The following is a 25,025-nucleotide window of genomic DNA, read 5'->3' as shown; positions in this document are numbered from 1 at the left end:
TCACAGCGGCCCCATGAGCCGTGCGCAGGCCAGATCCAGCAACCGGCGGTCCGCTGCCGCACGGCTCTTGCCGTAGATCTCGGCGGTCAGGTGCGAGGTGAGCTTCACCCACGTCCGGACATTGCCGTGGCCCACATGCTCGTCCACCCACACGACATCGTCCTCGCCCACGCCCTCCCACAGCGGGTGGAACGCCGCCATCACCGCTGCCACCTCGACCGGGCGAAGACGCGGCACCAACTCCCAGGTCAGCACCCAGACGTTGACCCGACGGACCCTGGCCGGGTGCGGCAGCTGGGACAGGGCGTACTGCAGCGCGACGGTCTTGCCCTGGCCGGTGTCGCCGTAACCAACACACCACCGCCCCGACCGCGGCCGCGTGCGCGACCGTCCGCAGCACCGACCGCACAGTGTGTGCACCACCTGCCGAAGCCCTGGCCCTGGATCGGCCTGCGGTACCCCTTCATCGTCAGTCCTCGCAGACAGCAGTCGGTCTTGGGCCGCCGTCCTTCACCGGTACGAGGCGAACACATCCGACACCGAATAACGTCAACTTCGCCCGGACGCAATTGACTTCATGTGGGTCCACAGACCGACCATGCTGCTGAACAGGTACGCCAGGAAGATCCAGCGGAATCCTATTAGTACCCGCAGACATCGGAATCACAAGGTCCAGTGTCAAAGGGAGACAGCTTCCACCGACGCGGTGAGAATCTGTCCGGCAGACCCGGATGGGCAGCGCCCGTTGGAGTGAATCCAAGGGCCCCTAACCCGCCTATAACCTGCACAAACGCCCGGAACACGCTGACGGGCGAATTGAACTTTGCAATCCACGTGAGCTCCTAGCCGTCAATACTCGTTGTGTGCCCTTGCCGGGCACATGACCACGAGAAAGGGTTCATCCCAATGCGCAAGGTTTTGCGTGGTGCGGTTGTGGCTGCCGTTATCGCTCCGGCAGTGATGCTCTCCGTCGGCAGCGCGAGCGCCGACTCCTACAACCAGCGCACCGACCAGGTCGGGCCGACCGGGGCGAGCGCCAGCTACGTGCTCAGTGGTACCACCGCCAACGGCGACGCCTACTACCACCAGGTGCAGAACTCGGCGGGTCCCGAAGGAACCACCAGCACCAGCACCAACAGCACCACCGCCGACCAGGCTCAGCCCAGCGGGATCGCCGGCCTGCTGCAGAACCTGTTTGGCTGATCCGGCACAAACCGGCCGTGGGCCAGTCTTCGCAAAGGTCCAGCCTGCACGAATGCGGTAGCTTCCCCGCAATGTCGCTCTGAACCTCTTTCGTCCTTCCTGGAAGGACGGATCGCTTCCTGATCACTGAGGTGGTGACGTGGCAGAGCCCCTCGTCTTCGGCATGATGATCTCACTCATCACGCCGGCGGCCGAGGGGCTCTGTTGATTCCGCGTACTTCCACGCTCGACGTGCCAGCGGACTCTGGCGCCTCCTTCAGGGCCCAACTGCCCGCAGTCGCCGAGCTCTGTGGGTGGCGGAAGCTGCGCTGGACAACATCGCGTGCGTCGGCCCGAGGGCACGGAACACTCCTACCACCGCACCGCCCACGACGCAGGGCCTCTCCTCCCGAGGCTTCACCGTGCTTGTTGTCCCGTCGGGCGTGGACGCCTTCAACTCGGGCCTCCCTCTCCTCACGCAGAGGGTGCGGCGGCACCGACCGTGCAACCGGTTCTCGTTGGCGTCGCCTGAGCGCCGGCCCGCCGGCATCCGCTGAGACTCGCTCATCTGCAAACGGGACCCACGTGTGAAGGCGATGGTGATCCTGGGCGGCATGCTGCTGCCGATCCACCGGGTTGCCGCTGACCGGCCGTACTACTCCCCCAACACAAGAAACACAGGACGAACGCGCGGATCATCACAGATCTCTTTCGGCCGACGGATGCGAGCCCACCGCCACGCAAGGTTCCAATCCACGACCCGACCTCCCCGCGAGCACGGCATCGTCAAGCCCGGCATCAAATTATAGGCCGCCAAGGGTAACTGTGGTGCTGACGGCATGCTCCGCTCCCGTGCTGGGGACCCTGGGACATCATTTCGCAGGCCAGAAAGCAAAATCCCGGTTCAGCAGGCAGCCACTTGCACCTGATGCCGGTGTACAGGGCAACCATGATTCCGCACAGCACCTTGTGGTTATCCAGAACCTTCCGGTCCGGCTGCCGCTCCTGCCGTTGCGTGACAGGCAACACATATCGTTCCTATCCCCTAGTTCGTCGTCAACCCGCGGGGTGGGCAGTCAAGTTGGAGGAGATCGCCATCCTGCACTCTGTCAGAAGCCGCGGGGCGCCCGGCCTCTTCGACTGGCCGCTCCAACTTCTGCGGAGGCATCACCGACCAGTCTTTCCGCCAAGGCCGCGCAGTGGGAGTGCCTGCCCTTTTCCGTACCTCGAGGTACCTCTGAACTCGCGGAGCGGTCTCTGGCTCATCTGCTCCGTGGGACGCGAACTCAGCAAGGGGTGGCGGAAGCCGGGCTGTTACCAGCCGGTCCTGCCCTCCGTCCCCGCCCGCCCAGGCAAGGCGGAGGCGCAGCGCAGGGGGTCCTCGAGGCCGGGACCGATCCCCCCCCGGTGGACGGGGTGTCGAAGCTATGCCAGGTGGGATGCCATTGCGCCTCTTCCCGGCACTGCGGAGACCGGGGCACCTGAATGGCGGTCAGGTGCACGGTCATCTGGTCTTTTCGTAGTCCAAATGGTGCGTTCCAGTGGACTTTGTCATCACTTGCCCTGAATGTGATCATGTCGTACCTGCGATCCGAGTGAGCCGGCAGCGTGCCGGCTCTCGCAGTGGCGACGGAAGGAACATCCATGCGTATCACTCGTTCTCTGTTCACCGCTGCGGCCGTCGCCACGACCGTGGCTCTGTCCGCTCCCGTTGCCGGCGCCATGAACCTGTCCGCACCGCGATCCTCACACGAAGCGGTGATGGACCACGGCGGGTCGCAGGAGGACTCGCAGGGCGACGAGTCCGGAGACAACGGTCGTGGCGGGGACCACTCGTCCAAGGGTGACGGCTACGACCAGAGTTCCTCGCACGAGGGTGGGCGCGGCGACGACGGCGGTTCGAAGGAGGAGGGCGGCCGCGGCAGCGGGAAGCCGCACGGCGGCATCCACGCCGGTGGCGGCGCGCTGGCCATGAGGAGCAGCGACGACGGCGGCCACGGCGGGGACCACGGCGGCAGCGATGAGGGCGGCCGCAACGAGGACGGTGGCTCCTCCTCGCACGAGGGTGGGCGCGGCGACGACGGCGGTTCCAAGGAGGAGGGCGGCCGCGGCAGCGAGAAGCCGCACGGCGGCATCCACGCCGGTGGCGGCGCGCTGGCCATGAGGAGCAGCGACGACGGCGGCCACGGCGGGGACCACGGCGGCAGCGATGAGGGCGGCCGCAACGAGGACGGTGGCTCCTCCTCGCACGAGGGTGGGCGCGGCGACGACGGCGGTTCGAAGGAGGAGGGCGGCCGCGGCAGCGAGAAGCCGCACGGCGGCATCCACGCCGGTGGCGGCGGTCTGGCGGACTCCAGCGGCAGCCTGGGCGCCGGTGCCGTGCTTGCCCTGGGCGGCCTGGGAGCGGGGGCGTACATGATGCGCCGCCGCAAGACGTCGAACGCCCCTACTTCCTGACGTCCTCTTCGGTCCGGCACACAGCGCCGCGGTCTTCGTCACACCCGAGGGTGACGAAGACCGCGGCAGCGGCATTCCCCTTCACCGTCCACTATCCACGAAAGGTATCCGCATGGTCTCCTCGCAGTCACCTGGGGCGGATCAGCCCGGCACCGATGGCAATCTCACACGGCGGCGCCGGAGACCTCTGTTGTTGGCGGCACTGGCAGCGGGGGTGGGGGTGGGTGCGCTGCTCGTTCACCAGTCTGTTCACCACCCCGTCGAGAGCCTCGGGAAACCCGCTTCGGTCATCACGCCCTCTTCCCAGCGGCCCACGGCGGCCCGTGCCGACGACAAGGCGCTTCCCCGGTCCGTGCCCACCCGGATCTCGATCCCGGCCATCGGCGTCGACGCGCCGTTCACCAAGCTGTCCCTTGACCCGTCCGGTCGGCTCCAGGTACCACCCATGGACAATAAGAACCTCGTCGGATGGTTCAGGGAGGGTGCATCCCCTGGCGAGCGCGGTGCGTCAATCGTCGTGGGGCACCTCGACACACAGAGCGGTCCCGCGGTCTTCGCGGATCTGGAGTCACTCGAGGCTGGCAATTCCGTCGACATCGCCCGGGCTGACGGTGTCGTCGCACACTTCGAGGTCGATTCGGTGCAGACCTTCAGCAAGTCAGATTTTCCGGATGACAAGGTCTACGCCGACACTGCCACACCGACATTGCGCCTGATCACCTGCGGAGGCACGTTCAACCGCACTGCCAAGGACTACGAGGACAACGTGGTGGTGTTCGCCCACCTGAAGCCGGCTCGCCAAAAATGAGCGACCGGGATCCGGGCAGCGCTCCGGTTACTCGCCCGCCACGGCGTTCTCGCAGCAGGACGGGTACGTCAGCCTGACGAGATTCGAGACACCTCCTGGGCTGCCAGCGGTGCAGGTGCCAGCGACCCGGGGTTTTTGAAGTTGCTGCTTGAGGGCCGTCAGGCCTCGCTGCGAGAGTTTCGTCAGCGGCACAGAGCCGATCGCGCCAGAGGGGATCGGATCCGCGGAAGTCCCTCAAAGTGCGGCGTTATCGCGAGGCAGTTCTGGCACACGCGAAGTGGATTTTACCTGTGTTCTGTGAGAAGTACTGCCCGCTACGGACATCACGCGCCGCTACATGATGGGTTGGCGGCGGGCTATGCGAGCGTCAGCTGCGTCATCGTCTTGTCAGCGAGCCGGTCTTCGGCGTCCGCGTCTGGGACGGCTGGTTTGAGGGGCGGGGACGGGAGTGCTTCCCGTGGTTGGATGCTGCAGTCGTTCCTGAACGCGGACCACGCGGGCGCCTGCGCCTGCATCACGCGACGCTGACGTGGGGGTTGCCAGGCTGTGACCGCGCGCAGCGAGTAAGACCTCATCTCAATTGGCTGCCCGGGTGGGCTGCCGGTCGTGGTGGGGATCGTTGAGCGGCTGGTGCCGGACCAGTTGTGGGAGCTGTTCCAGCGAGTGGTGCCGCAGGCGCCGGTGCGGCCTCAAGGGTTGGTGGCCGGCGTCGCCACGGTGACCGGGAGGTGCTGGCCGCGATCGTGTTCGTGGCCGCGTCTGGCTGCACGTGGCAGCAGTTGCCGTCGGTGTCGTTCGGACCGTCGGGTGCGACGGCCCATCGGCGCTTCGCGGAGTGGACGGCGGCCAGGGTGTGGGCCAGGCTCCATCGCCTGGTCCTGGACGAACGCCTGGTCCTGGACGAACTCGGCTCCCGCGGCGAGCTCGGCTGGTCCCGCTGCGTGGTCGACTCGGTGAACATGCGGGCTCTGAAAAAGGGGGGACCTGACAGGCCCGAATCCTGTGGGCCGGGGCAAGTACGGCTCGAAGGTTCACTTGATCACCGAGCGGACCGGTCTGCTCTTGTCCGTCGGGATCTCTGGGGCGAACCTGCACGGCAGCCAGGCCCTGATTCCTCTGGTGAAAGGCATACCGCCGACACCCTCATCTGCTCCCGCAGACCGACCACATGAGATGACGTCTGATGGCGGCTCCTGGTCCCCCGCCCCTTGAGGACCAGGAGCCGCCACGAGGACCGGCTCTTCCTGGGCAACACGCGGCGGCGCCGGTGACCGCAATCCGGCATCCGGTGGTCGGATGCCAGGGCATGAGCGAGCGTGATGCGGACTGCCGAGCAGGCTCAATCCGGCGGAACTGTTGCCCAGCCCCGGACGTGATCATTATGAAGTACCAGCACAGCAGCCGGCCTGTTTGCACGGCATCCGACCGCTGGTCGCCGGTCAGTCAGTCGGCCGGTGCGGCAGAGCTGGGACTGCTAGGACAAGTCATTGCGGCGTGGAGCTTGCAGACACAGAGGTCCGCGTCCTTGCCGCCCCGCCGTTCAGCAGCCCAGCAAGCCTGGTCACCTCCCCGTCGATCTGGCAGGCGCACTCGTACAGCACATGCCGGGGTCTTCCCCACGGATCCGCGATGTCGTCCTCGGCTGGCGAAACGCAACCGGTGGCACCTCTGCGGGCAGCCGCGACTGCCACCACCTCATCAAAGCGCCGCGCTTCCGCCGGATCTTGTGTGCCCCGTGCTCCGTCGGGTCCTGCGGTGGCGAGACGGACAAACTCCTTCAGGGTGAAGCAGCGGCGCAGCGCCGACGGCCGCAGGCGGACGGCGGCCTCCCGGTGCTCGCGTGCGAGCCCGAGGACCAGCGTCGCTTCCGCGACGAGGTGGGTGGTCAGCGGACGAGCGGCGAAGCCCGCGCCGTCACCGCCCAACTCCTCCAGTACCGCTCGGGTGGCGGCCTCCATCCCGAGGCGGGGCCGCGCCTGGGTTCCGCTGCTCTCCGGCTGCACGGCCGAGCCGGGTACAAGCCGGGCAGCCAGCAGCCGCTCGGCGAGCACGGAACGGTGCACGTTGCCGGTGCACACGAACAGGACCCGGATCATTTCTGGCCGGCGCCGCTGGTGTCTGCGGCGCTCGCGGTCTCGCCCGCTTCTTCCTCAGAGGCCGAGGCGCGAGGAGCGGGCAGTTCACCGTATCGACCGTAGGTGCCATAACGGTCGCCCTTGGGGACCGGCGCCATGCTGAAGACGGTTCCGAGCACGCGGGCGCCTACGCGCTCCAGTGATGCCGCAGCCGTGTGAACCTGGTCCCGGCTGGTCCTGGCGGCGCGGACGACGAGCAGAGAGCCCTGGGCGAGCGAGGCGAGTCCGACGGTGTCGGCGACGGGCAACAGGGGCGCGGTATCGACGATCACGACCTCGTAGGTGTCTGCCAGTTCACGCAGCACCTCTTCCATACGCGCGGAGGCGAGCAGCTCTGTGGGGTTGGGCGGCACGGGGCCGCTGGCGAGCACCGAGAGCCGGCCCTCGACCTGCTGCATGACGTCGTCGATGCTGACCTGTCCGATAAGGACGCTGGTCAGGCCGGCGTCTTGGACCAGGCCGAAGACGGAGGCGACGCAGGGGCGGCGCAGATCGCCGTCGACCAGGCAGGTGGAAATGCCGACCTCGGCAAGCGAGAGGGCGAGGTTCGCCGCGGTGTTGGTCTTGCCCTCACCTGGCACGGAACTCGTCACCAGGATGATCCGGGGCGGGTTGTCGACCTGTGAGAACTGCAAATTGGTGCGCAGCTTACGGAAGGCTTCGGCGCGTTTGGAGTGACCGTCGGCGCTGACGAGCGGTTGTCTGGGAGCGTTCCTGTCGTACGGGATGGTACCGAGGCCCGGTAGCGAGGTGAACTCGCTCAGTGCCTCGCTGGTCTTGAGTGTGGTGTCCAGGGTCTCGCGCAGGGCGACTGCTGCGGCACCGAGGAGCAGGCCGCCGAACAATCCCACGGACAGATTCAGCAGCGGGCGGGGCAAGACCGGATGGGCAGGGGCTACGGCCTCCTGTGTGACGCCCAGGGACACGGGTGATGTTGCTGATCCGTCGCCAGCGCGGCCCTTCTTGGAGTGGGTCCGGCTGGAGTTGTGCGTGGGGGTCTCCAGTCGCTCGACCACTGCGCTGAACCGCTCCGCGACGGCGTTGGCGATACGCGCAGCCCGTTTGGGTGCGGTGTCCCGGACGGCGATGTCGATGAGTACGGTGTTGAGCGGAGCGGAGGCGGTAATCCGTGACGCCAGTTCCTCCGGCGTGGTGCGCAGTCGGAGTTTCTTCACCACAGGTGCGGTGATTTGGCGGGTGGCCACGATCGCCGCGTACGACTGGACGCGTGCCTGCGAGAAACTCTGTCCCTGGTTCAGCTGGGCGGAATCATCACTGCTGCGGGTGGCGACGAAGAGCTGGGTCCTCGCTTCGTAGACAGGAACGCTCAAGTAGGTCGCGGCTAGCGCCGCGCCGGTCGCGAGCACCAGGCAGATCGCGACGGTCGGCCAGCGTCTGGCAAGAGCCTTCAGGAATCCGTGGAGATCCAAGCTGCACCCCTTGTAGGGCCGAAGGAAACGGCCCGAAACTGAGCATTTTGTTCGCTGTTGCGCACAGCCGAACGATAGGGATTCACGCGTTACGTATGGGGCAGCCACCCTCAACCGGCCAGCAAATGAACCCGACCGGCACACAACTCGGGCGACCTCACCCAGCAGTGGCGTGGGCCATCGAGAAACGAGCACTACCCCATCCGGTGTCTCCTGGACGACGCCGCGTTAGTTGGCGCAGATATGTTCCATTTATTTGATATGCCGAGCTTCTGAGAACCAGATCTTGAGTCCGGTCGACAGCAGTGGCCCGGACGGGACCGAAGTCAAGGAAAGTGAGTGAAGAAGATGGCGACATCGTCCAGATGGCGCGTCGCACTGGCATCGGCAGCCTCCGCTGCCCTGCTCGTCGCGGCACCGCTGGCAGCTGCCCAGAGCGCCCATGCGCAACCGTATCCGCCGGCGGGGCCGATCCTGACCGTCGGCAGCACCACTGTGACAGCCGGGGACTCGCTGAGCTTCAGCTCGACCAGCGTCTTCGAGCCTGGTTCGCTCGTCACGGCGCTGCTCGAATCGAGGCCGATCGTTCTCGGCCGGTTCCGGGCCGACGCCACCGGAGCGGTGTCGGGAACAGTGACCATTCCGCGGACGGCCCCCACCGGCTGGCATGTCCTGCGCCTCACGTCCGACAGGCCCGACCGCAGCGTCGGCGTCAGCATCTACGTGCAGGGCCCAATCGGCTCGACCCCGAGCCCGAGCCCGACCCCGCCGCACCACCCGAGCCCGGAGCCCCCGGGTGAGCCCGAGCACCCCGGCGGACACGACCACGGCGGGGCGGACGACGGACGCGGTCCCGACTACACCGGCGGACACGACCACGGCGGGGCGGACGACGGACGCGGTCCCGCCCATGCGGGCGCACGGCCGCACGAGGCCAGCCTGGCGAACACGGGCAGCAACGACAAGACCCTGGCTCTGGGCGGTGCCGCAGCGGCACTCCTCGTGACGGGCGGCGGCACGGTGCTGGCCGTGCGTCGTCGCCGCAATTCATGACGGAGGCAGACCTCCGCACAGCGGAACCACGGCGTCCCGGCCCCGGCCGGGACGCCGTCCGCACGTCCGGGCACAGCGCCTCCGGCAGGCCGACCGGGTACGGCCGTCGCCTCCCCCAACGTCTGGGGCGGCTGGGGATCGTGGCACTTGCCGGTGCGCTGGCGCTCGGAGCGTGTCCTGCCGGTCAGCACGCAGACAGCGCCTACGCCGTGGAGGGCGCCCTTCACCACCCCGGCGACGGGGCGGGGTCGGCCGCCCGCCACCCGGTCGAGTCCCTGCGGGTCGAAGTGCTGCAGACTCTGCCGCATGACCCGAAGGCGTTCACCGAGGGCCTTGAGATGTCCGGCGGTACCCTCTACGAGAGTACCGGGCTGCCCGCTCAGTCCTCCGTGCGAGCCGGGACTCCGGGCAAAGCACCCAAGGCGCGTGCGACCTTGCCGGCACCGCTCTTCGGCGAGGGAATCACGCTGCTCGGCCAAACCCTGTGGCAACTGACCTGGCGGGACCGGATCGCCCTCGAGCGCGACGCCAAGACCCTCGCAGAGGTGCGCCGCGTCCCCTACCCGGACGACGGTTGGGGAATGTGCCTCCAGCGGGCACGGCGTCGGCTGGTGACGAGTGACGGCTCGGCACGGCTGACGTTCCGTGACCCCCATACGCTCGCGAGAACGGGCGACGTTGTCGTGACCGACCGGGGGCACCCGGTGTCGAAGCTCAATGAGCTGGAGTGCGCCGGGGCCGCCGTATACGCCAACGTGCTCTTCACCGACCGGATCGTGCGCATCGACCCCGCCAGCGGAGCGGTGACGGCGAGCATCGACGCATCGGGCCTGATCCGCGGGGATGAGCTTGCCCCGGGCGCCACACTGAACGGCATCGCAGCCATCCCTGGAACGGATCAGTTTCTGATCACCGGGAAATTCTGGCCCACGATGTTCCGCGTGACGTTCGTGCCGGCCCGGACGACTGGGGGCCCAGGCCAGGCGGAGCGGAGGGAAAGCAGGCGCAAACCGGTCGCGTAGGCCATAGGTGTGGCCCGTCTCCGGCGGACGGCACGTCAGCGTCGGCTCCTCGCCCCGTCCTGCCAGCATGAATGTCCGTCGTGATCATGTATCGGTGCCTGCCTCAGCGGTCGGCCAGGAACGCGGTGAGGCTGAATGGTTGTTGCCCGAGGTTGCAAGGACGATTCCGCACGCTCCCGTATCCGGGTGATGAGGGTCATCGCCCGAATGAACGTGGGCGGACCGGCCCTTCAAGTCTCCACGCTGATGCGCGGGCTCGACACCGAACTGTTCGACCATCGGCTCTACACCGGATTCGTCGGCCCGGACGAGGCCGACTACGTGCATCAGCGGGCTCGCGACGTGCAGGTCTGCCGGGTTCCCACCCTGGGCCGGGCAGTGATGCCCGCTGCTGACCTGCGTGCGCTGGTGGAACTGACCATGGCGATGCGCCGGTTCCGGCCGCACATCGTGCACACGCACACCGCCAAGGCAGGCACACTCGGACGCATGGCGGCCGTGATCGCGCACGTTCCCGTGCGCGTGCACACGTTTCACGGCCACCTCCTGCACGGCTATTTCACACCGGCCAAGACGCGGCTGGTCGTAGGCGCCGAACGCGGCCTGGCGGCCGTCACAGACCGCTTGGTGGCGGTGGGGAGCAAAGTCCGTGACGACCTCGTGGCTGCTGGAATCGGCCGACCCCAGCAATACGCAGTGGTGCCGCCCGGAACCACTCTGGCCGCGCCGCCCCCGCGCTCCGAAGCGCGCAAGCGGCTCGGCCTGCCAGAGAACTGCCCCGTCGTGGCTTACGTCGGGCGCGTGACCAGGGTCAAACGGCCCGACCGATTCCTGTCAGTGGCGCGAGAGGTACGCCGCGCCGTACCGAACGCCCGGTTTGTGGTCTGCGGGGACGGAGACCTGCACTACGAACTGGAAACAGCCGTAGATCTGAGCCAGTCGATGCGCCTGCTGGGCTGGCGCGCCGATGTGGAGACCGTGTACGCCGCCTCGGATCTGGTACTGCTCACCTCCGACAACGAGGGCATGCCGGTCAGCCTCATCGAGGCGGGTCTTGCCGGCGTACCGACCGTAGCCACGAACGTGGGCAGTGTGGCTGAAGTGGTACAGCACGGGGACACCGGTTTCCTGGCTCCGCCGGACGTCCAGGACCTCAGCCGTCACGTCGTCGAACTTCTCCTCGACGACCGGCTTCGCCACCGCATGGGACAGCAGGCCCGCTCCTGGACAACACAGCGGTTCGGAGCCGAGCGCCTGGTTCAGGACACCCACGACCTGTACGCCTCCATCGCCGGTGACCGCGGCTGGTGGCCGACACCTCAACCGAAAGGTGAGAACCGTTGAATGTCGTAGTGACCGGAGGCGCCGGGTTCATCGGGGCGAACCTCTGCCGCGAGTTGGCTTCCCACGGTTCCATCGGCAAGGTCGTCGCCCTGGACGACCTGAGTACTGGATCTGCGGCCAACCTCGCCGGAACGGACGTGGAACTGGTCGAAGGCAGCATTCTCGACCGGGATCTGGTCGGCGACGTGGTGGCAGGTGCCGACGCAGTGATCCACCTGGCCGCACGGCCGTCCGTGCCGCGTTCCCTGGCGGATCCGTTCGCCAGCCACGAAGTCAACGCGACCGGGACGGTGCGTGTGCTTGAGGCATGCCGCCGCCGGAACACCCACCTGGTCGCCGCGTCCTCGTCCTCGGTGTACGGGTCGGTCACCGACCTGCCCAAGCACGAGAACCTTCCTACCCGTCCGCTCAGCCCCTACGCGGCCAGCAAGCTTGCGACCGAGTCCTATACGCTCGCATACGCTGCCGCCTTCGGTCTTCCGACCCTGGCCTTCCGCTTCTTCAACGTCTACGGCCCGCTGCAACCTGCCGGACACGCCTACGCCGCGGTCGTCCCCGCCTTCACTGATGCGGCGCTGCGCGGCCGGCCACTGACAGTCTTCGGGGACGGCCACCAGACCCGTGACTTCACCTACGTCGGCACGGTCGCACGGGTGCTCGCCGAGGCCGTCCTGCGCAGGGTAACGTGCCCGAACCCGGTCAACCTGGCCTTCGGTACCCGAGTCAGCGTCCTGGAACTCGCGCACCAGCTTGCCAAGACGCTCGAGGTGACGATCGAGATCCGCCACGAGGCGGCCCGACGCGGTGACGTACGGGACTCGCAGGCCGACGACGGGGCGCTCCGCAGCCTTTTCGCGCGGCTCAGGGCGGTGCCCCTGGAACAGGGACTGGCTGACACCGTCAGCTGGTTTCGCTCTCTGCCGGCATACGCTGAGACCGGCACGCATCTTGACCGGCGAACGTAGGGTACGTCATCAGCCCTAAGAATGAACGGGTCCGCGTCAACGTCATCGCCGCGATGTCCTCGCCCGGTGAACCGGTCCGGGACAGGTGGAGGCTTTATGCGTCGACGCCAGCCACCGGGGTTGGCGTCGAGCGCCGTAGCTCGGCTGCGACCGCCACGGCGCCGGAACGCATGCGAGGACTGGTCCACGGACGTCAGCGGCGCCGGTCGCCCGGAGCCGGAGCGCGACGTGCTGGAAGGGGGCCCCGCCGGTGAGGACGTCGTCGACCAGGAGGATCGTGGCACCCCCGATATCGCGCCCCCGGTCGACGTCAGCGCGGTGGTGCGGACAGGTCGATGGCGACTGCCTGCACGGACAGGCGCCTTCGACCTCTCGCGGGCAGTCGCATGCAAGACCTTTGCCCGTCGCCCGAGAGCGGTGGCCGTGGTTGCCCTCCCGGGGGAACCGCTCGGCAACAGCCCGCCTGATGCCGTGCCGCCACCGCTGACGACCACGGCACATCCGGCTGCGCTGTACAGACGGAGGACTCCCCGCCACCCCTGGCCCCGTTCAGCCCCGTGCTCCCCGCCCGGGACCCGCAGGAACCAGCGGTGAATTTCGTAACGCGCCCGATTCACCGGTCATCTGATCGATGCCATGGACTGGCAGACGCCCCCTTCTGACCGCATGACTGAGGCCCCCTTCCTCCATTCCTCAGAACGCGAGCCCGCCCCTGAGCCGGCTGGCGGCCCGGTCGGCGCAACCCGCAGAACCGTCATGGCCGCCCTGGGCGGTGCGACCCTCGGAGCGGGCCGCTCTGGGGCTCACGGCCGTGCAGGCGACCGCGAGCCCGGAACGGAACAACGCTGCCCAGGCCCCCCGCTCGAGGACGGCCAGCGGATGACGACGTCTCCGCGGCCACCGTCCCGGGTACCACCGGCATCGTCGCGCTCGCCGGATACGACGGCTGTGTCCTCGCTGTCAGCACGGCCTTGTCCCGGGCCGTGCGGCGGCGGGGCCTTCGTTCGTCGGGCGCAACGACGTCGAGCCCAGACAGCAAGCGCCGGGTGCGCCGTGCTGGGCCGAGAACACCCAGGTCGCTTGATCGTGAGCGGCCCCTTTTCAGAGAACTTCGACCCGTGCCCCGCGGCAGCGGTTGCGGGTGTCGAGTACGTAGGCGCTGGCTTCTTCGACGAGCTCGTAGTCGAAGGCATCATGGTCGGTTGCCACGATGACCGCGTCGGCCGCCCGGATCTCCGCCTCGGTGAGTTCTACGCGGGTGATGTCGAAGGGGACGAGGTACGCATCGGTGTGCGGCTCCACCACGACCAGCTGGGCGCCGAGTTGGAGCAGTGACCGGGCGAGCACGAGGGCCGGAGACTCGCGGATGTCACCAGTGTTCTTCTTGTACGCCAGCCCCAGTTGCAGCACCCGGGAGCCTCTGACCGGCTTGCCGCGGTCGTTGAGCCCGCGGGTGACGCGCCGGACGACGTGCTCAGGCATGTGATCGTTGATCTCATTGGCCAGTGTGATGAACCGCAGATCCTGTTTCAGCAGCCTCTTGACCTGCCAGGACAGATAGGAGGGGTCCACCGGCAGACAGTGCCCGCCCACCCCTGGACCGGGCCTGAACGGCATGAACCCGAAGGGCTTGGTGCTGGCGGCTTCCACGGCTTCCCAGATGTCAGCTCCCAACTGCCTTGCCACCATGGCCATTTCGTTGACCAGTGCAATGTTGACGTGGCGGTAGGTGTTCTCCAGCAGCTTGGTCAGCTCGGCCGTCCGGCAGGAAGTCACGGGCACAGTACGCTCCACGATGTCACCGTAGAAGCGCTTGATGCGGCGCAGCGAGGCGGCGTCAATCCCGGAGATCACCTTGGGGGTGTTCTCCAGATGCCAGTCGGGGTTGCCGGGGTCGATGCGTTCGGGACTGTAGCCGAGGTGGAAGTCGCTGCCGGCATTCAGCCCGCTGCCCGCCTCCAGTAGCGGGCGCAGCAGGCTCTCGGTCGTTCCCGGATACGTGGTGGACTCGAGGATCACGGTGGCGCCGGGTGTCAGATGCGGGGCGATGCTCCGTCCGGCGCACTCGACGAAGCTCAAATCCGGTACCCCCTCGCGCAAGGGTGTCGGCACGGTGATGACACATACGTCGAACGCATCGATCTGTTCGTACCCGGTGGTGGCGCGGAAGCGGCCGCTGTCCGCTGCGGCCATGACACAGGCGTCGCTGACACCTTCGATGTAGGAGTCGCATGCGTTCAGGCGCTTCACTCGCAACTCGTCCGTGTCCACGCCGACGACGGAGTATCCCGCTTCGACGCCCCGCACAGCCAGGGGAAGACCTACGTATCCCAGACCTACGACGACCAGCCTGCCCTTGTCGGCACGGTGTTCCTGACGCACTCTCACCACTCCGTCCTGTCGGGGGTAATGGCATATGCCCGGCCCATTGATGCATGCGCGATGGATCTTGTGAGTACTCCACGGAATGTGTCTCACCAGCGTCACCCTGATTCCGTAACGGACAGATACGCCGGGGAGTTGAGGTTTACCTGGGGGGTTTCAACTTCCGTCCATCGTCACATAGGTGACGTTGGCTCAGGAGCCGTCGAGCTCCGCGGAATCAGACCCACCCGAACCGGAGTGAAGCCGAACATGGATCGCAGTTCTCGTTACCTTGTCACCGGTGGAGCGGGCTTCATCGGCTCCCATCTGGTGGACGCATTGCTGGCGAACGGACACAGCGTGGTGGTTCTCGACGACCTCACCACCGGACGGCAGGACAACCTCGCACGGGCCCGGACGAACCCGCACTTCCAATTCTGTCGCGGCTCCGTCCTGGACGCGCAACTCGTCGACGAGTTGGTGAAGAATTGCGACACCGTCGTCCATTTGGCTGCGGCCGTAGGGGTCAAACTCATCGTTGAGCAGCCGCTGAGGTCATTCGTCACGAACACGAAGGGAACCGAGACCGTCATCGAGGCCGCACTGCGGCAGGACCGTAGGATTCTGATCGCCAGCACTTCCGAAATCTACGGAAAGAACTCATCGGGACCGCTCAAGGAGACCTCCGACCGGGTCCTGGGCAGCCCGTGCGTGGCGCGGTGGTCCTACAGCACGGCGAAGGCGGTGGATGAGATCCTCGCCTGTCTCTACCACCAGGAGCGAGGACTGAAGTCGACCGTCGTCCGCTTCTTCAATACCGTAGGTCCCCGCCAGAGCCCGGCGTATGGAATGGTCATCCCCCGCTTCGCCCAACAGGCGGTGCGCGGTGAGCCGCTGACGGTCCATGCGACGGGGGGTCAAAGACGGTGCTTCTTGCATGTCGCCGACGCCGTCGCGGCGCTGTTGCTCCTGCTGGACGACCCGAAGGCGGTGGGAGAGACCTTCAACATCGGCGGGGAAGAGGAGGTCACCGTCCGCGCGCTCGCCGACCGCGTCATCGCCCAGGCCGGCAGCACCTCGAGGGTGGAGCATGTCTCCTACGCCGAAGCCTACGGACCGGGCTTCGAGGACATGGAACGGCGGGTCCCCGATACGACCAAGCTTCACCTCCTGACGGGCTGGCGGCCTCGCCACACGCTCGCTGACGTCATCGCCGACGCCCTCACGGACGCCCGTGCCGCATCGGTCGCCCACGACCCGTCGGCCCGGGTGCCAGGTGCCCCGGGGGGACGGCTCCCCGTGCCCCATGGGCCCGTTGCCGAGACCGCTGTGGCAGGGCGGTGACCGACGTGGACGCACAGGTGGCCGCGGCGGGCGCCGGCGGCGTGGCGCTGATGCTCGGACTGCTGCTGACGGAGCCGTTGAGGCGCTTTGCGCTCCACCGTGGGATCGCCGACCATCCCAGCGCTCGCAAGGCGCACACCAGGCCAACGCCTTATCTCGGGGGTGTAGCCATCGCGGTCGCCACCCTTGCCGCGGGCGCGGGCGCCGCATTCGCCGGGCGCGCCTTCGATCCGGTCCTCGGTGTACTGCTGGTGGGGGCGGCTCTCATGTGCGTCCTCGGACTCGTCGACGATCTGCGCCAGCTCAGTCCGGGCATTCGACTGTGCGCCGAGACGGTGGCGGCCGCGGTCGTGGTCCTCGTGGGAGGGCACCCGGATGTGTTCGGCGGCACGTTGGACGTGGTCCTGTCCGTCCTGTGGATCGTCTTCGTGATGAACGCGTTCAACCTGCTCGACAACATGGACGGCGCGGCCTCCTCTCTGTGCGTCGTCATCAGCGGATTTCTCTGCCTGACCGCTCTGGCTGAGGGTGCGGCAGGCATGGGTGTCGTGATGGCGGCCCTCGCCGGGTCCTGTCTCGGCTTCCTCTTCCACAACAGGCATCCGGCACGGATCTTCCTGGGCGACGCCGGCTCGCTCTTCCTCGGCTTCACCCTGGCCTCGGCCATGATGGTGGTGCACGACGACGTCGCAGGCCTGGGTGGACCCGCCAGCCTGCTGCTGGCCACCCTTGTCCCGACGTTGGACACCACGTTGGTGATGCTCTCCCGCTATCTGGAGTCGCGGCCTTTGCTGCAGGGTGGCACAGACCATATCGCCCACCGGTTGCGGTGGATGGGGATGACCGTGCAGCAGGTCGTCCGGTGCCTGAGCGTTTTCGCGGTGGTGTGCTGCCTGTCCGCCACGCTGGTGATCCGCGGGCTGCTCGCTCCCGGCGTGGCGCTTGCCGCCGCCTGCCTCGTGGGGGCGGGCGCCGTGGGGCTACTGCTCAAAGTTCCCTCCGGCGCAACCGTTGTGCGCTGCGTCGACGGGCCGGCCCGGTCGCCAGTGGCCGGCCGTACCCGGTTGGCCATGCGGCTGAGGGACAGCGCAGGGGCCCGAAACCGCACCGGGCCGCTTCAGCCGGTCGTGGGGCCGCCTCCGCAGGGCGGGCAGGCAACCACCACATTGTCCCCGACGGCAGGCGCTGCGGTCACGCAGCAATGACGCTGCGTGCCGGGAGTGGGGACTTTCGGCTCCCCCGCCGCCCTGTTCCCTGCCCCGGATGCCGGGAACAGGGCAGCGGACCGGGCCATCAGCGGCCGGCCGGCAGTGAGGTCAGGGCGCCTCCTTGCGCCGTGAGCCAGGAGCGTCTGCTCACTTCGTGCGAGCTCGGATTACCCGGGCCGGATTTCCCGCCACGACCACCTCGGCCGGAACGTCTTTCGTCACTACGCTTCCAGCCCCGACAGCAGCACCCCGGCCGATGGTCACCCCCGGCAAGACGGTGACCCGCGCGCCGAGGAAGACGTCTTCTTCCACGACGATGTCCGCATGCACCGGGGCATGGTCCCGGAAGTTCCCTCCGGATCTGGGTACGGGATGGTCGCCTGTGATGAAGAGACAGTCGGGGCCCATGGTCAGGTGAGCGCCGAGGGACACGCAGCCCAGTCCCAGGAACTGGGTTCCTTGGCCGATGCCGGCGTAACTGCCCATGCGCAAGGACCGGGGAAGACCCACACGGGCATTGATCGTGACCGGCAGTTGTACGTCTGCGCAGATCGTGTGTGCGCACCAGCCCCGAATGGTCCGGGCGCCCGGAAGGCGCCAGTGCAGCCGCTGCGCGATCAACTTGTAGAAGCAGCGGACACCCCATACGCAGAGTCGATTCTTCATTTCGGCGTTCCTTCCGTTGTCTGGTTCTGGGAGGCGGCGGCACACGTCTTTGCGCAGGAAGTCGCTCCGCTCGGACACGCGGAGATAGGTCCGCCAAAAAACGGGCTCTGTGTTCAGCGTGAAGCATAGGATATGTCACGACATCCAGGATCCTCGTAAAATGGGTTGTGCCGCACATGCCTTTGACTGACGATGCGCCAGCGCACCGGAAACCGGGCGCTCCGTGTGCCGGGCAGGATCACATTCCCTCTCGCGTATGCCTGCTGATCGGCCAGCTGGGTCTCGGGGGTGCGGAGAAACAACTCGTCCTGCTCGCCCGGGGATTGAGCGGGCGGGGCATCCGCACCCATTTGCTGGTGCTGTTCGATACGGGCCCGCGGGAAGAGGAACTCCGGGAATCGGGTGTATCGGTGGTCAGGCTCGGTTTCCAACGCCGCTCCCTGGGGTTGAGGTCGGCCGTCGGTAACGTCCGGGCCTTCGTACGCTTGGTGTCCTTCCTCCGCAGGGAAAGACCGCAAGTGCTCCAAGCTTTTCTGTTCCACGCCTACGTGCTGGCGGCTCCCGCCGCACGCATGGCACGCGTGCCGGTGCTGATTGCGGGGCGCCGGAGCCTGGGTTTCTTCAAGAGGGGAAACCGCACGGCACTGGCGCTGGAGAAGGTCGCTACCCGATGGACGGACTTCCTGGTCGCGAATGCGACTGCGATCGCCGACGAGGTTCAGCGCGATGAGGGCGTACCGGCACAGAAGATCGCTGTCATCCCCAATGGGATGGCACCGAGGGAGTTCCAGACCGTCGCACCAGCCGACGTCCTCACGTCGCTGCCCGTGGTGCTGTGCGTGGCCAACCTGGCCACCCACAAAGGACACCGGTACCTCCTCGAAGCCTGCGCGGAACTGCAGGAGACCGGGGCCCCCTGCACCCTCGTCCTTGTCGGCGACGGTCCGCAGCGCCCGGCGCTGCAGCAACTGGCGGTGCAACGGGGCATCGACACCCGGTTTCTCGGTGCCCGCACCGACGTATCGGGGTTTCTGACGCGGGCCGACGTGGTGGTACTGCCGTCACTGTTCGAGGGGTCCAGCAACGCCGTCATGGAGGCCATGGCAGTGGGCCGTCCGATCGTGGCCACGGCGGTGGGCGGCACACCAGAGCTCCTCCAGGGACGGGGGGTCCTCGTGCCGCCTGCAGACGCGCCGGCCCTCGCCGACGGACTTCGTCAGATGCTCGGCAACCGGGAAAATGCCGCCATGCTGGGGCGCAGGGCACGCGAATGGGCCCTGGCGAACCTCACAGCCGACACCATGGTGGACCGGTACCTCACACTTTACGGCCGGCTGCTGGACCGGACTGCGTGTGACCGGCATGCCGAACCACATGACGACGGCAACCGTGACGCGCACCGCAACGCCACATGATTTCGAGCAGCCCGCGGGACTGATCGCCGCCCGGAGGTTCCCGACACTGTGACTGACCGCCAACCGCGATTCCTGTGGATGCTGGCGGCCCGCGCCGGCACGCTCGCCATGGGCATTGTCGCCAGCGTCGTCGTGGCCCGGGCCTTGCCTGTCGAAGGGCGCGGAACGTACTACATGGCCGTCGCCTTCGCCACGACGGCCATGGCACTGGGACATCTCTCCGTCGAACAGGCGCAGACAGCCATGTGGGCGCAGAAGGGGCGACGGTCCTCGCTCCAGGCGAACAGCGTTCCCCTGGGAATGTCCGTGGGCACCGCGGCCGGCGTCCTGGCGGTCGGGGTGGGGGTGGCGTTCCAGGGGCACGGCAACATCCCGGACATCTGGCTCCTGGTCACGGCCTGCTGCGCTGTCCCCTTGGGCATGAGCGTGCTGTACGGGACGAACATCACCGTCCTGCGCGACCGTCCGCAGGTGGCCGGGTGGGCCATGCTGGCCAGTGGGGTCATCCAGTGTCTGTGCCTGGTCGTGCTCGGGGTGACCGGATTGCTCACCGTCCGGCTGGTGGTGATCGTCTGGGTGATCTCGTTCGCGGTCTCGCTGGCCGTACTCGTCGCCGCGGGCGGAGTCACCGCCGGGCGGCTCGACCTGAGTCTGGCTCGGGCGACGTGCGGCAGGGGACTGCGATTCCACCCCGGGTCCGCGGCCGGGTACTTGCTCCTGAGATCGGACGTCTTCCTGCTCAACGCCCTGGGCGGGCCGCGAGACGTCGGGATCTACACCCTCGCGGTCACCTTGGCGGAACTGAGCCGGCTGGCCGTCGACGTGTTCGCACAAGTGACGTTGTCCCGGCAGTTCGACGCCGATGTCGCAGACTCCGCTCTGGTCACGGCGCGGATTGTCCGCTTCATGGTCCTGCTGGGCATGGCGTCGGCGGTGACGACCGTGGCCGCCGTATCGGCTCTGATCACCCCCGTGTACGGTCATGCGTATGCCGAAGCGGCCACGGTCGTGGCCTGTCTGGTTCCCGGCGTCCTGCTACTGGGAGCGGGCCGGCCGTTGTCCAGTTTCCTGCTGCGCATGCGATCGTCGCGTGTCGTCGTCCTGCCGTCCCTGGTCGCGCTGGTGGTGAACGTCGGCCTGAACGGCGTCCTGATTCCCCGTCAGGGGCCGGTCGGCTGCGCGGTCGCCTCCACTGTGGCGTACTTGGTGCTCGTCGCCTTCCAGGTGACCTACTTCGTGCGTCTGAGCGGCATCGGTTGGAGATCGCTGCTTCCGACCAGCGCCGAAGGAAGGCGGATCAGCGTGGAGGTGAAGCGTCGTTGCGGTGCGCTCCACACCGGCCGGTGCCACGACCTGCGGACCGGCCGGTGCGCTGCGCGTCCAGTGCCTGGACGTTGTCACCCGCCGACGGCAGAGCCATGGGCGAACACGAACTCGTTGCAGCCGATTCCTCCCCGACAGGTCTTCAGGTGGCGCAGTTCGAAACCCCGCTGGCGGCAGAAGGAGAAGACCTCTTCCGGCGAGGCGACCTCGAAGGGGTAGCCTCCCACCCAGTCCACGAGGTCATGCCTACGTGACATGCCCCGCGGCCGGGAGACAGTCTCCTCGGCGGTGCCCTGGAGGCGGTTGGCGACCCTGACGGCGGCGCGCAACGGGTAGTGCCTGCCGAGATAGAGCACGGTGCCCGTCAGCAGCAGGCGGCGCGCCAGGGGCCCGGACGTGTTGTAGCGTCGCTTCACCGACGTCCAGATCCGGCTCTCGGCTCCCTGGTCGTTGTAGATCGACACGTACAGCGTCCCGCGCGGGGCCACCAGGCCGCAGGCCGCCTCCATCGCCGTCCACAGGGCACCTGTGTGGTGCAGGACCCCCCAGGAGTAGACGATGTCGGCCTGGTCCAGTTGTTGCACGAACGCGCTGTCGAGGATGGAACCTCTGCAGATGCTCCAGTCGCTGTGCGGGGCGAACTCCTGGCGCACTTTCTCGGCGGCGTTCACCGAGTCCGGGTCGTAGTCGAAGGACCGTACCTGCGCACCCATCCGCTGGGCCGCCAGGGAGAAGAGCCCGCTGCCGCAGCCGATGTCCAGGAAGGTCCGTCCGGTCAGGTCCGTGGTGGACAGGGCCGTTTCCAGCGATCTGCGGGCCCGGGCGACACGCTCCTCGTCGATCAGTTGCCCGAACCGGAGCCAGTTCTGGCCGAAGGCGAACCGCCGGCCCTGGCTGATCTCGGTCTTGCAGTCGATCATTCAGCGTTCCTTCTTTCACGAGGGGAAGGCAGGGATGCGGCCGGCTTCCGGTAGGCGCTTCGGGCCAGCAGGCACCCCAGGGAAACCCAGAAAGGAGTGGAAATGAAAAGGTCGGCAAGGGCGTTGGCGAACAGCAGGCCGACCGCGTACGCCACGCACAGTGACTGCAGGATGATGTGATATCCCGTGTACCGGCGGGCCAGGCCGAGCCACAGGAGGACGACCAGGGCGGCCAGCGTCACCAGTCCGGCCTCGGCGGCCAGCCTCAGATAGTCGTTGTGGGTGTTGATGTAAATGCCCAGGGAGGCAGACGCCCGGGCGTAGTCGGGGAACATCGCATACCCGATGCCGCGCAACGGATGGTCCAGCGCCACGCGGACGGCCAGCAGGGCGGCTTGCTTACGCACTTCCGTGTTCGCCGTGAGCTCGGTCGCCGTCCTGCTGCCGGTGAGGCTGCCTTCCAGCGAGTCCAGGCTGCCCGGAAGCAGCGCCACCGAGGCAAGGAGCGCGCACGCGATCAGCACTTTGTGGCGCAGGGGGCGACCGACGAGCAGAACGCAGGCCAGGCCTGCGGCAGCCATCACGAATGCCCCCCGGGACCGCGTCTCCACAAGCGCATAGGCACAGACCGCGGCCGGCACGAGCCACCACCATGAACGGCTGAACCGGACCAGTCCCACACCGGCAACGACAAAGAGCGCCAAGCCCGCTCCGACGTAGTTGGGGTTGAGGCCCAGCCCCGTCAAGCGGCCGGAGGTGTACGCCCCCCGGGCGAGGAGGTATACCGCGACGCCCGCGCCCGATGCCGTCACCACCTGCGCGATGCGCCGAGGATCCGGCGGCACCAGGATGGCGCAGGTCAGCAGGCCCAGGCCTGTCAGAAGAAGAGCGCACGCCTTCCACGGCCGCTCGGTGGGGAACGTCTCCTGGGGCAGCAGACAACTCACTGTGACGGTGGAGACCAACAGCAGGATGAGAAAGACATCCACGCGCAGCCGGATACCGTTGAGTGCGGCCCGGAAGAGGAACAACACCACAGCGCCGAAGACCATCGCGGGCAGCGCCGTACCGCCGGCGCCGGCAGCGGCCATCGCGGGCACCAGCCCGAGCAGAATCAGCTGGGCCACGTCCGGTCGCGGCCAGACCACCAGGGCCAGGCACAAGGCCGCCGCTGCCGCAGCGGCCACAGCACCATGGAACAGCACGAGGAACACGGCGGCCGGCGCCGCGGCCGGCAGCGCCACCTGGCTGATCACAGCGGTCAGGTGCGCACTCGGGTTCGACCTGGCGGTGGCCATCACGCGTCCTTTCGCAGATCCGTCGGCGAGGAAGGCATCGAACCGCCCCGTCGAGAGGGTGGGCACGGTGTGGGAGCGCGAGCAGGGCGCTTGGGCGTTCCGCACCGGTCAGCCGATACGCCGCAGCGGCTCTGCGGACGCCGCAGGCGCTCCCCACTGCGGCTGGTCGATGAATCTGCGGTGCCAGAGCTCGAACTGCATCAGCGCCCACAGCTGGCGCGCATGGTCCTTGCCGTCCTGGTGTTCTTCCAGCATGGTCCGCACCGCCTCGGGCCGGAAGAATCCCCGGCACCGCGCGGTCCGGTCGGTCAGCACATCGCGGGCCACGTCCCTCAGCTCTGTGCGCAGCCAGTGCGCCAGCGGCACACCGAATCCCTGCTTGGGCCGGTGCAGCACTTCGTGCGGGAGCCAGTCCGCCAGTGCTTTCTTCAGGAGGTACTTGGTGGTCGTGCCCCGCACCTTGAACTCCGCGGGAAGGCGCGCCGCCCACTCCATGAGGTGATGGTCCAAAAACGGCGACCGCCCCTCCAGGGAGTTGGCCATGGTGGTGATGTCCACCTTGACCAGGAGGTCACCTGGCAGGTAGCTGTTCACGTCGACATCCATGAGCTGGTTGATCCTGCTGGCGGCCCGCGATCCGTGGAAGGCCTGTTCCAGCAGCTCGTAGCTCTCGCTTGCCGACGTCGCCTCGCGCAACCACGGCGTGTAGAGAGCCTGCTTCTGCTCCGGCGTGAAGTAGGACATCATCCGGGCGTATCGACGCTGCGACGTCTCGCCCAGCATGGTCAGGGCCATGCCGGCCCTGCGCCAGCGCTCTGAACGGGATGCGGGCAGCATCCGGCCCACATACCTGAGGGCCGGGTGCGCGGCACGGTGGACCCGGAACCGTTCCATGCGGGCCAGGCGGGCATAGCGTGTGTACCCGCCGAAGGACTCGTCACCACCGTCACCGTTCAGCGCGACCGTCACCTGCTGGCGGCTGAGCTGTGCCACATAGAACGAGGGAATGGCGGACGCATCGGCGAACGGCTCGTCGAAGTGCCAGGCGAGTGCGGGCAGGATGTCCAACGCGGCGGCGTCAACGACGAACTCGTGGTGATCGGTTCCGTACCGCTGCGCCACCACACGGGCGTGCGACCGCTCATCGAAACGGGCGTCGTCGAAACCGATGGCAAACGTCTTCACGGGCTCTGCGGAGACCCGCGCCATGGCTGCCACGACGGCGGAGGAGTCGATGCCGCCGGACAGGAAGGCTCCCAGTGGCCGCTCCGAGACCATGCGGATCCGTGTCGCCTCCAGCAGATGCTCCCGGGCACGCTCAGCCGCCTCCTCCTCGCTCGTGACGGGGGCAGGAGAGAAGTCCAGCCGCCAGTAGCGCCGTACCTGTACCTGACCGCGCTGCCAGGAAAGCAGGCAGCCGGGCGGCAGTTTGCGGATGCCGCGGAGGATCGACCAGGGTGCCGGCACGTACTGGTAGGTCAAGTAGTGGTGAAGGGCCTCCGGGTCGACCTCGCGGTGACTGCGGGCGACGGCGTTCAGCGCCTTGAGCTCGGAGGCGAAGGTCAGCGAGCCGGAAACATCCCGGTAGTACAGCGGCTTTTTGCCGACGCGGTCGCGGGCCAGCAGCAGCCGTGCCGTGTCCGCGTCCCAGACGGCCAAGGCGAACATCCCGCGCAGGTGGTGGACCAGGTCCTCACCGTATTCCTCATACAGGTGGACGATGCATTCGCTGTCGCCGTTCGTACGGAAGGTGTGGCCGCGGCTCAGCAGGTCACGGCGAAGATCCGGGTAGTTGTAGATTTCCCCGTTGAAAACAGCAACCACACTGCGGGCCTCATTGAAAACCGGCTGGTCGCCCCCACCCACGTCGATGACGGCCAAGCGCCGCATGCCGAGGGCGGCGTGGTCATCGATGTAGAAGCCTTCACCGTCCGGACCCCGATGGGCGAGGAGGTCGCACATGCTCCTGAGGTCTGCCGGATCGGGCGACGCCGTCGACACCATGCCCGCTACGCCGCACATCTGCTCTCCCTGTTGAGGTGTGATGGGCAAAAGGAACCACCGAGCACATCCGCGAACGCACCATACCGG

At 67.5% G+C, this 25,025-nt stretch carries 18 protein-coding genes and 2 pseudogenes; 12 read left to right on the top strand and 8 right to left on the bottom strand.

Annotated features, from left to right (window positions below):
* Positions 1–423 (bottom strand): hypothetical protein, encoded by a 423-nt coding sequence (locus tag IE217_RS31225; protein WP_190181318.1) that lies wholly within the window; start codon positions 421–423, stop codon positions 1–3.
* Positions 424–957: 534 nt separating this feature from the next.
* Here IE217_RS31225 and IE217_RS31220 point away from each other — a divergent pair.
* The 4 genes and pseudogenes from IE217_RS31220 to IE217_RS31205 form a co-directional block, all read left to right on the top strand.
* Positions 958–1,203: a hypothetical protein gene (locus IE217_RS31220; RefSeq protein ID WP_190181317.1), complete on the top strand. Its 246-nt coding sequence runs from the start codon at positions 958–960 to the stop codon at positions 1,201–1,203.
* Positions 1,204–2,943: 1,740 nt separating this feature from the next.
* Positions 2,944–3,639, top strand: coding sequence for a hypothetical protein (locus IE217_RS31215; protein WP_190181316.1), 696 nt, complete (start codon positions 2,944–2,946; stop codon positions 3,637–3,639).
* 112 nt (positions 3,640–3,751) lie between these two features.
* Positions 3,752–4,447: a class F sortase gene (locus tag IE217_RS31210; RefSeq protein WP_190181315.1), complete on the top strand. Its 696-nt coding sequence runs from the start codon at positions 3,752–3,754 to the stop codon at positions 4,445–4,447.
* Positions 4,448–5,044: 597 nt separating this feature from the next.
* Positions 5,045–5,638: pseudogene (locus tag IE217_RS31205) on the top strand (IS5 family transposase); the annotation flags it as partial.
* Between the two features lie 293 nt (positions 5,639–5,931).
* Here IE217_RS31205 and IE217_RS31200 read toward each other — a convergent pair.
* Together IE217_RS31200 and IE217_RS31195 are read right to left on the bottom strand one after the other, a co-directional pair.
* Positions 5,932–6,543: an arsenate reductase/protein-tyrosine-phosphatase family protein gene (locus tag IE217_RS31200; protein ID WP_190181314.1), complete on the bottom strand. Its 612-nt coding sequence runs from the start codon at positions 6,541–6,543 to the stop codon at positions 5,932–5,934.
* The gene (locus IE217_RS31195; RefSeq protein WP_190181313.1) at positions 6,540–8,012 is read right to left on the bottom strand and encodes a tyrosine-protein kinase domain-containing protein; all 1,473 of its coding nucleotides are present in this window, start codon (positions 8,010–8,012) and stop codon (positions 6,540–6,542) included. Before IE217_RS31195 ends, IE217_RS31200 begins: the two co-directional genes overlap by 4 nt.
* 348 nt (positions 8,013–8,360) lie before the next feature.
* Between IE217_RS31195 and IE217_RS31190 the strand changes: the two genes are divergently transcribed.
* The 4 genes from IE217_RS31190 to IE217_RS31175 all read left to right on the top strand — a co-directional run bounded on the left by IE217_RS31190 (position 8,361) and on the right by IE217_RS31175 (position 12,396).
* Entirely contained in the window at positions 8,361–9,065 is a 705-nt protein-coding gene (locus tag IE217_RS31190) for an LAETG motif-containing sortase-dependent surface protein (protein ID WP_229865740.1), read from the top strand.
* Positions 9,066–9,205: 140 nt separating this feature from the next.
* Positions 9,206–10,087 (top strand): glutaminyl-peptide cyclotransferase, encoded by an 882-nt coding sequence (locus tag IE217_RS31185; protein WP_229865730.1) that lies wholly within the window; start codon positions 9,206–9,208, stop codon positions 10,085–10,087.
* A 189-nt stretch (positions 10,088–10,276) separates the two neighbouring features.
* Positions 10,277–11,431: a glycosyltransferase gene (locus IE217_RS31180; RefSeq protein ID WP_229865727.1), complete on the top strand. Its 1,155-nt coding sequence runs from the start codon at positions 10,277–10,279 to the stop codon at positions 11,429–11,431.
* Positions 11,428–12,396: an NAD-dependent epimerase/dehydratase family protein gene (locus tag IE217_RS31175; protein ID WP_190181309.1), complete on the top strand. Its 969-nt coding sequence runs from the start codon at positions 11,428–11,430 to the stop codon at positions 12,394–12,396. Before IE217_RS31180 ends, IE217_RS31175 begins: the two co-directional genes overlap by 4 nt.
* A 1,101-nt stretch (positions 12,397–13,497) precedes the next feature.
* Here IE217_RS31175 and IE217_RS31170 read toward each other — a convergent pair.
* Positions 13,498–14,778: a nucleotide sugar dehydrogenase gene (locus tag IE217_RS31170; RefSeq protein ID WP_190181308.1), complete on the bottom strand. Its 1,281-nt coding sequence runs from the start codon at positions 14,776–14,778 to the stop codon at positions 13,498–13,500.
* Positions 14,779–15,030: 252 nt separating this feature from the next.
* On the opposite strand from IE217_RS31170, the gene IE217_RS31165 reads away from it, so the two are divergent.
* The gene (locus tag IE217_RS31165; protein ID WP_190181307.1) at positions 15,031–16,104 is read left to right on the top strand and encodes an NAD-dependent epimerase/dehydratase family protein; all 1,074 of its coding nucleotides are present in this window, start codon (positions 15,031–15,033) and stop codon (positions 16,102–16,104) included.
* Entirely contained in the window at positions 16,101–17,309 is a 1,209-nt protein-coding gene (locus IE217_RS31160) for an MraY family glycosyltransferase (protein ID WP_190181306.1), read from the top strand. Before IE217_RS31165 ends, IE217_RS31160 begins: the two co-directional genes overlap by 4 nt.
* Before the next feature lie 150 nt (positions 17,310–17,459).
* Here the strand turns inward: IE217_RS31160 and IE217_RS31155 are convergent, their stop codons facing one another.
* Positions 17,460–17,978: an acyltransferase gene (locus IE217_RS31155; RefSeq protein ID WP_190181305.1), complete on the bottom strand. Its 519-nt coding sequence runs from the start codon at positions 17,976–17,978 to the stop codon at positions 17,460–17,462.
* A gap of 176 nt (positions 17,979–18,154) precedes the next feature.
* Between IE217_RS31155 and IE217_RS31150 the strand changes: the two genes are divergently transcribed.
* Both IE217_RS31150 and IE217_RS35555 read left to right on the top strand, forming a co-directional pair.
* Positions 18,155–19,393, top strand: a complete 1,239-nt coding sequence (locus IE217_RS31150) for a glycosyltransferase (RefSeq protein WP_190181304.1) — start codon at positions 18,155–18,157, stop codon at positions 19,391–19,393.
* A gap of 78 nt (positions 19,394–19,471) precedes the next feature.
* Positions 19,472–20,200: pseudogene (locus tag IE217_RS35555) on the top strand (oligosaccharide flippase family protein); the annotation flags it as partial.
* Positions 20,201–20,790: 590 nt separating this feature from the next.
* On the opposite strand, the gene IE217_RS35010 reads toward IE217_RS35555, so the two are convergent.
* The 3 genes from IE217_RS35010 to asnB form a co-directional block, all read right to left on the bottom strand.
* Positions 20,791–21,636, bottom strand: coding sequence for a class I SAM-dependent methyltransferase (locus IE217_RS35010; protein ID WP_229865725.1), 846 nt, complete (start codon positions 21,634–21,636; stop codon positions 20,791–20,793).
* Positions 21,633–22,934, bottom strand: a complete 1,302-nt coding sequence (locus IE217_RS31140; RefSeq protein ID WP_190181302.1) for an O-antigen ligase family protein — start codon at positions 22,932–22,934, stop codon at positions 21,633–21,635. Before IE217_RS31140 ends, IE217_RS35010 begins: the two co-directional genes overlap by 4 nt.
* A 108-nt stretch (positions 22,935–23,042) precedes the next feature.
* A complete protein-coding gene (gene asnB / locus IE217_RS31135) occupies positions 23,043–24,956 on the bottom strand; it encodes an asparagine synthase (glutamine-hydrolyzing) (protein WP_190181301.1) in 1,914 nt (637 codons plus the stop codon).
* Positions 24,957–25,025 lie beyond the last annotated feature (69 nt).

Origin of the sequence: Streptomyces naganishii JCM 4654 (assembly GCF_014650575.1) — a bacterium.
GTDB lineage: Bacteria > Actinomycetota > Actinomycetes > Streptomycetales > Streptomycetaceae > Streptomyces > Streptomyces naganishii.
The sequence above is the reverse complement of the archived record's forward strand: the minus strand, read 5'-3'. Positions and strand labels throughout refer to the sequence as shown.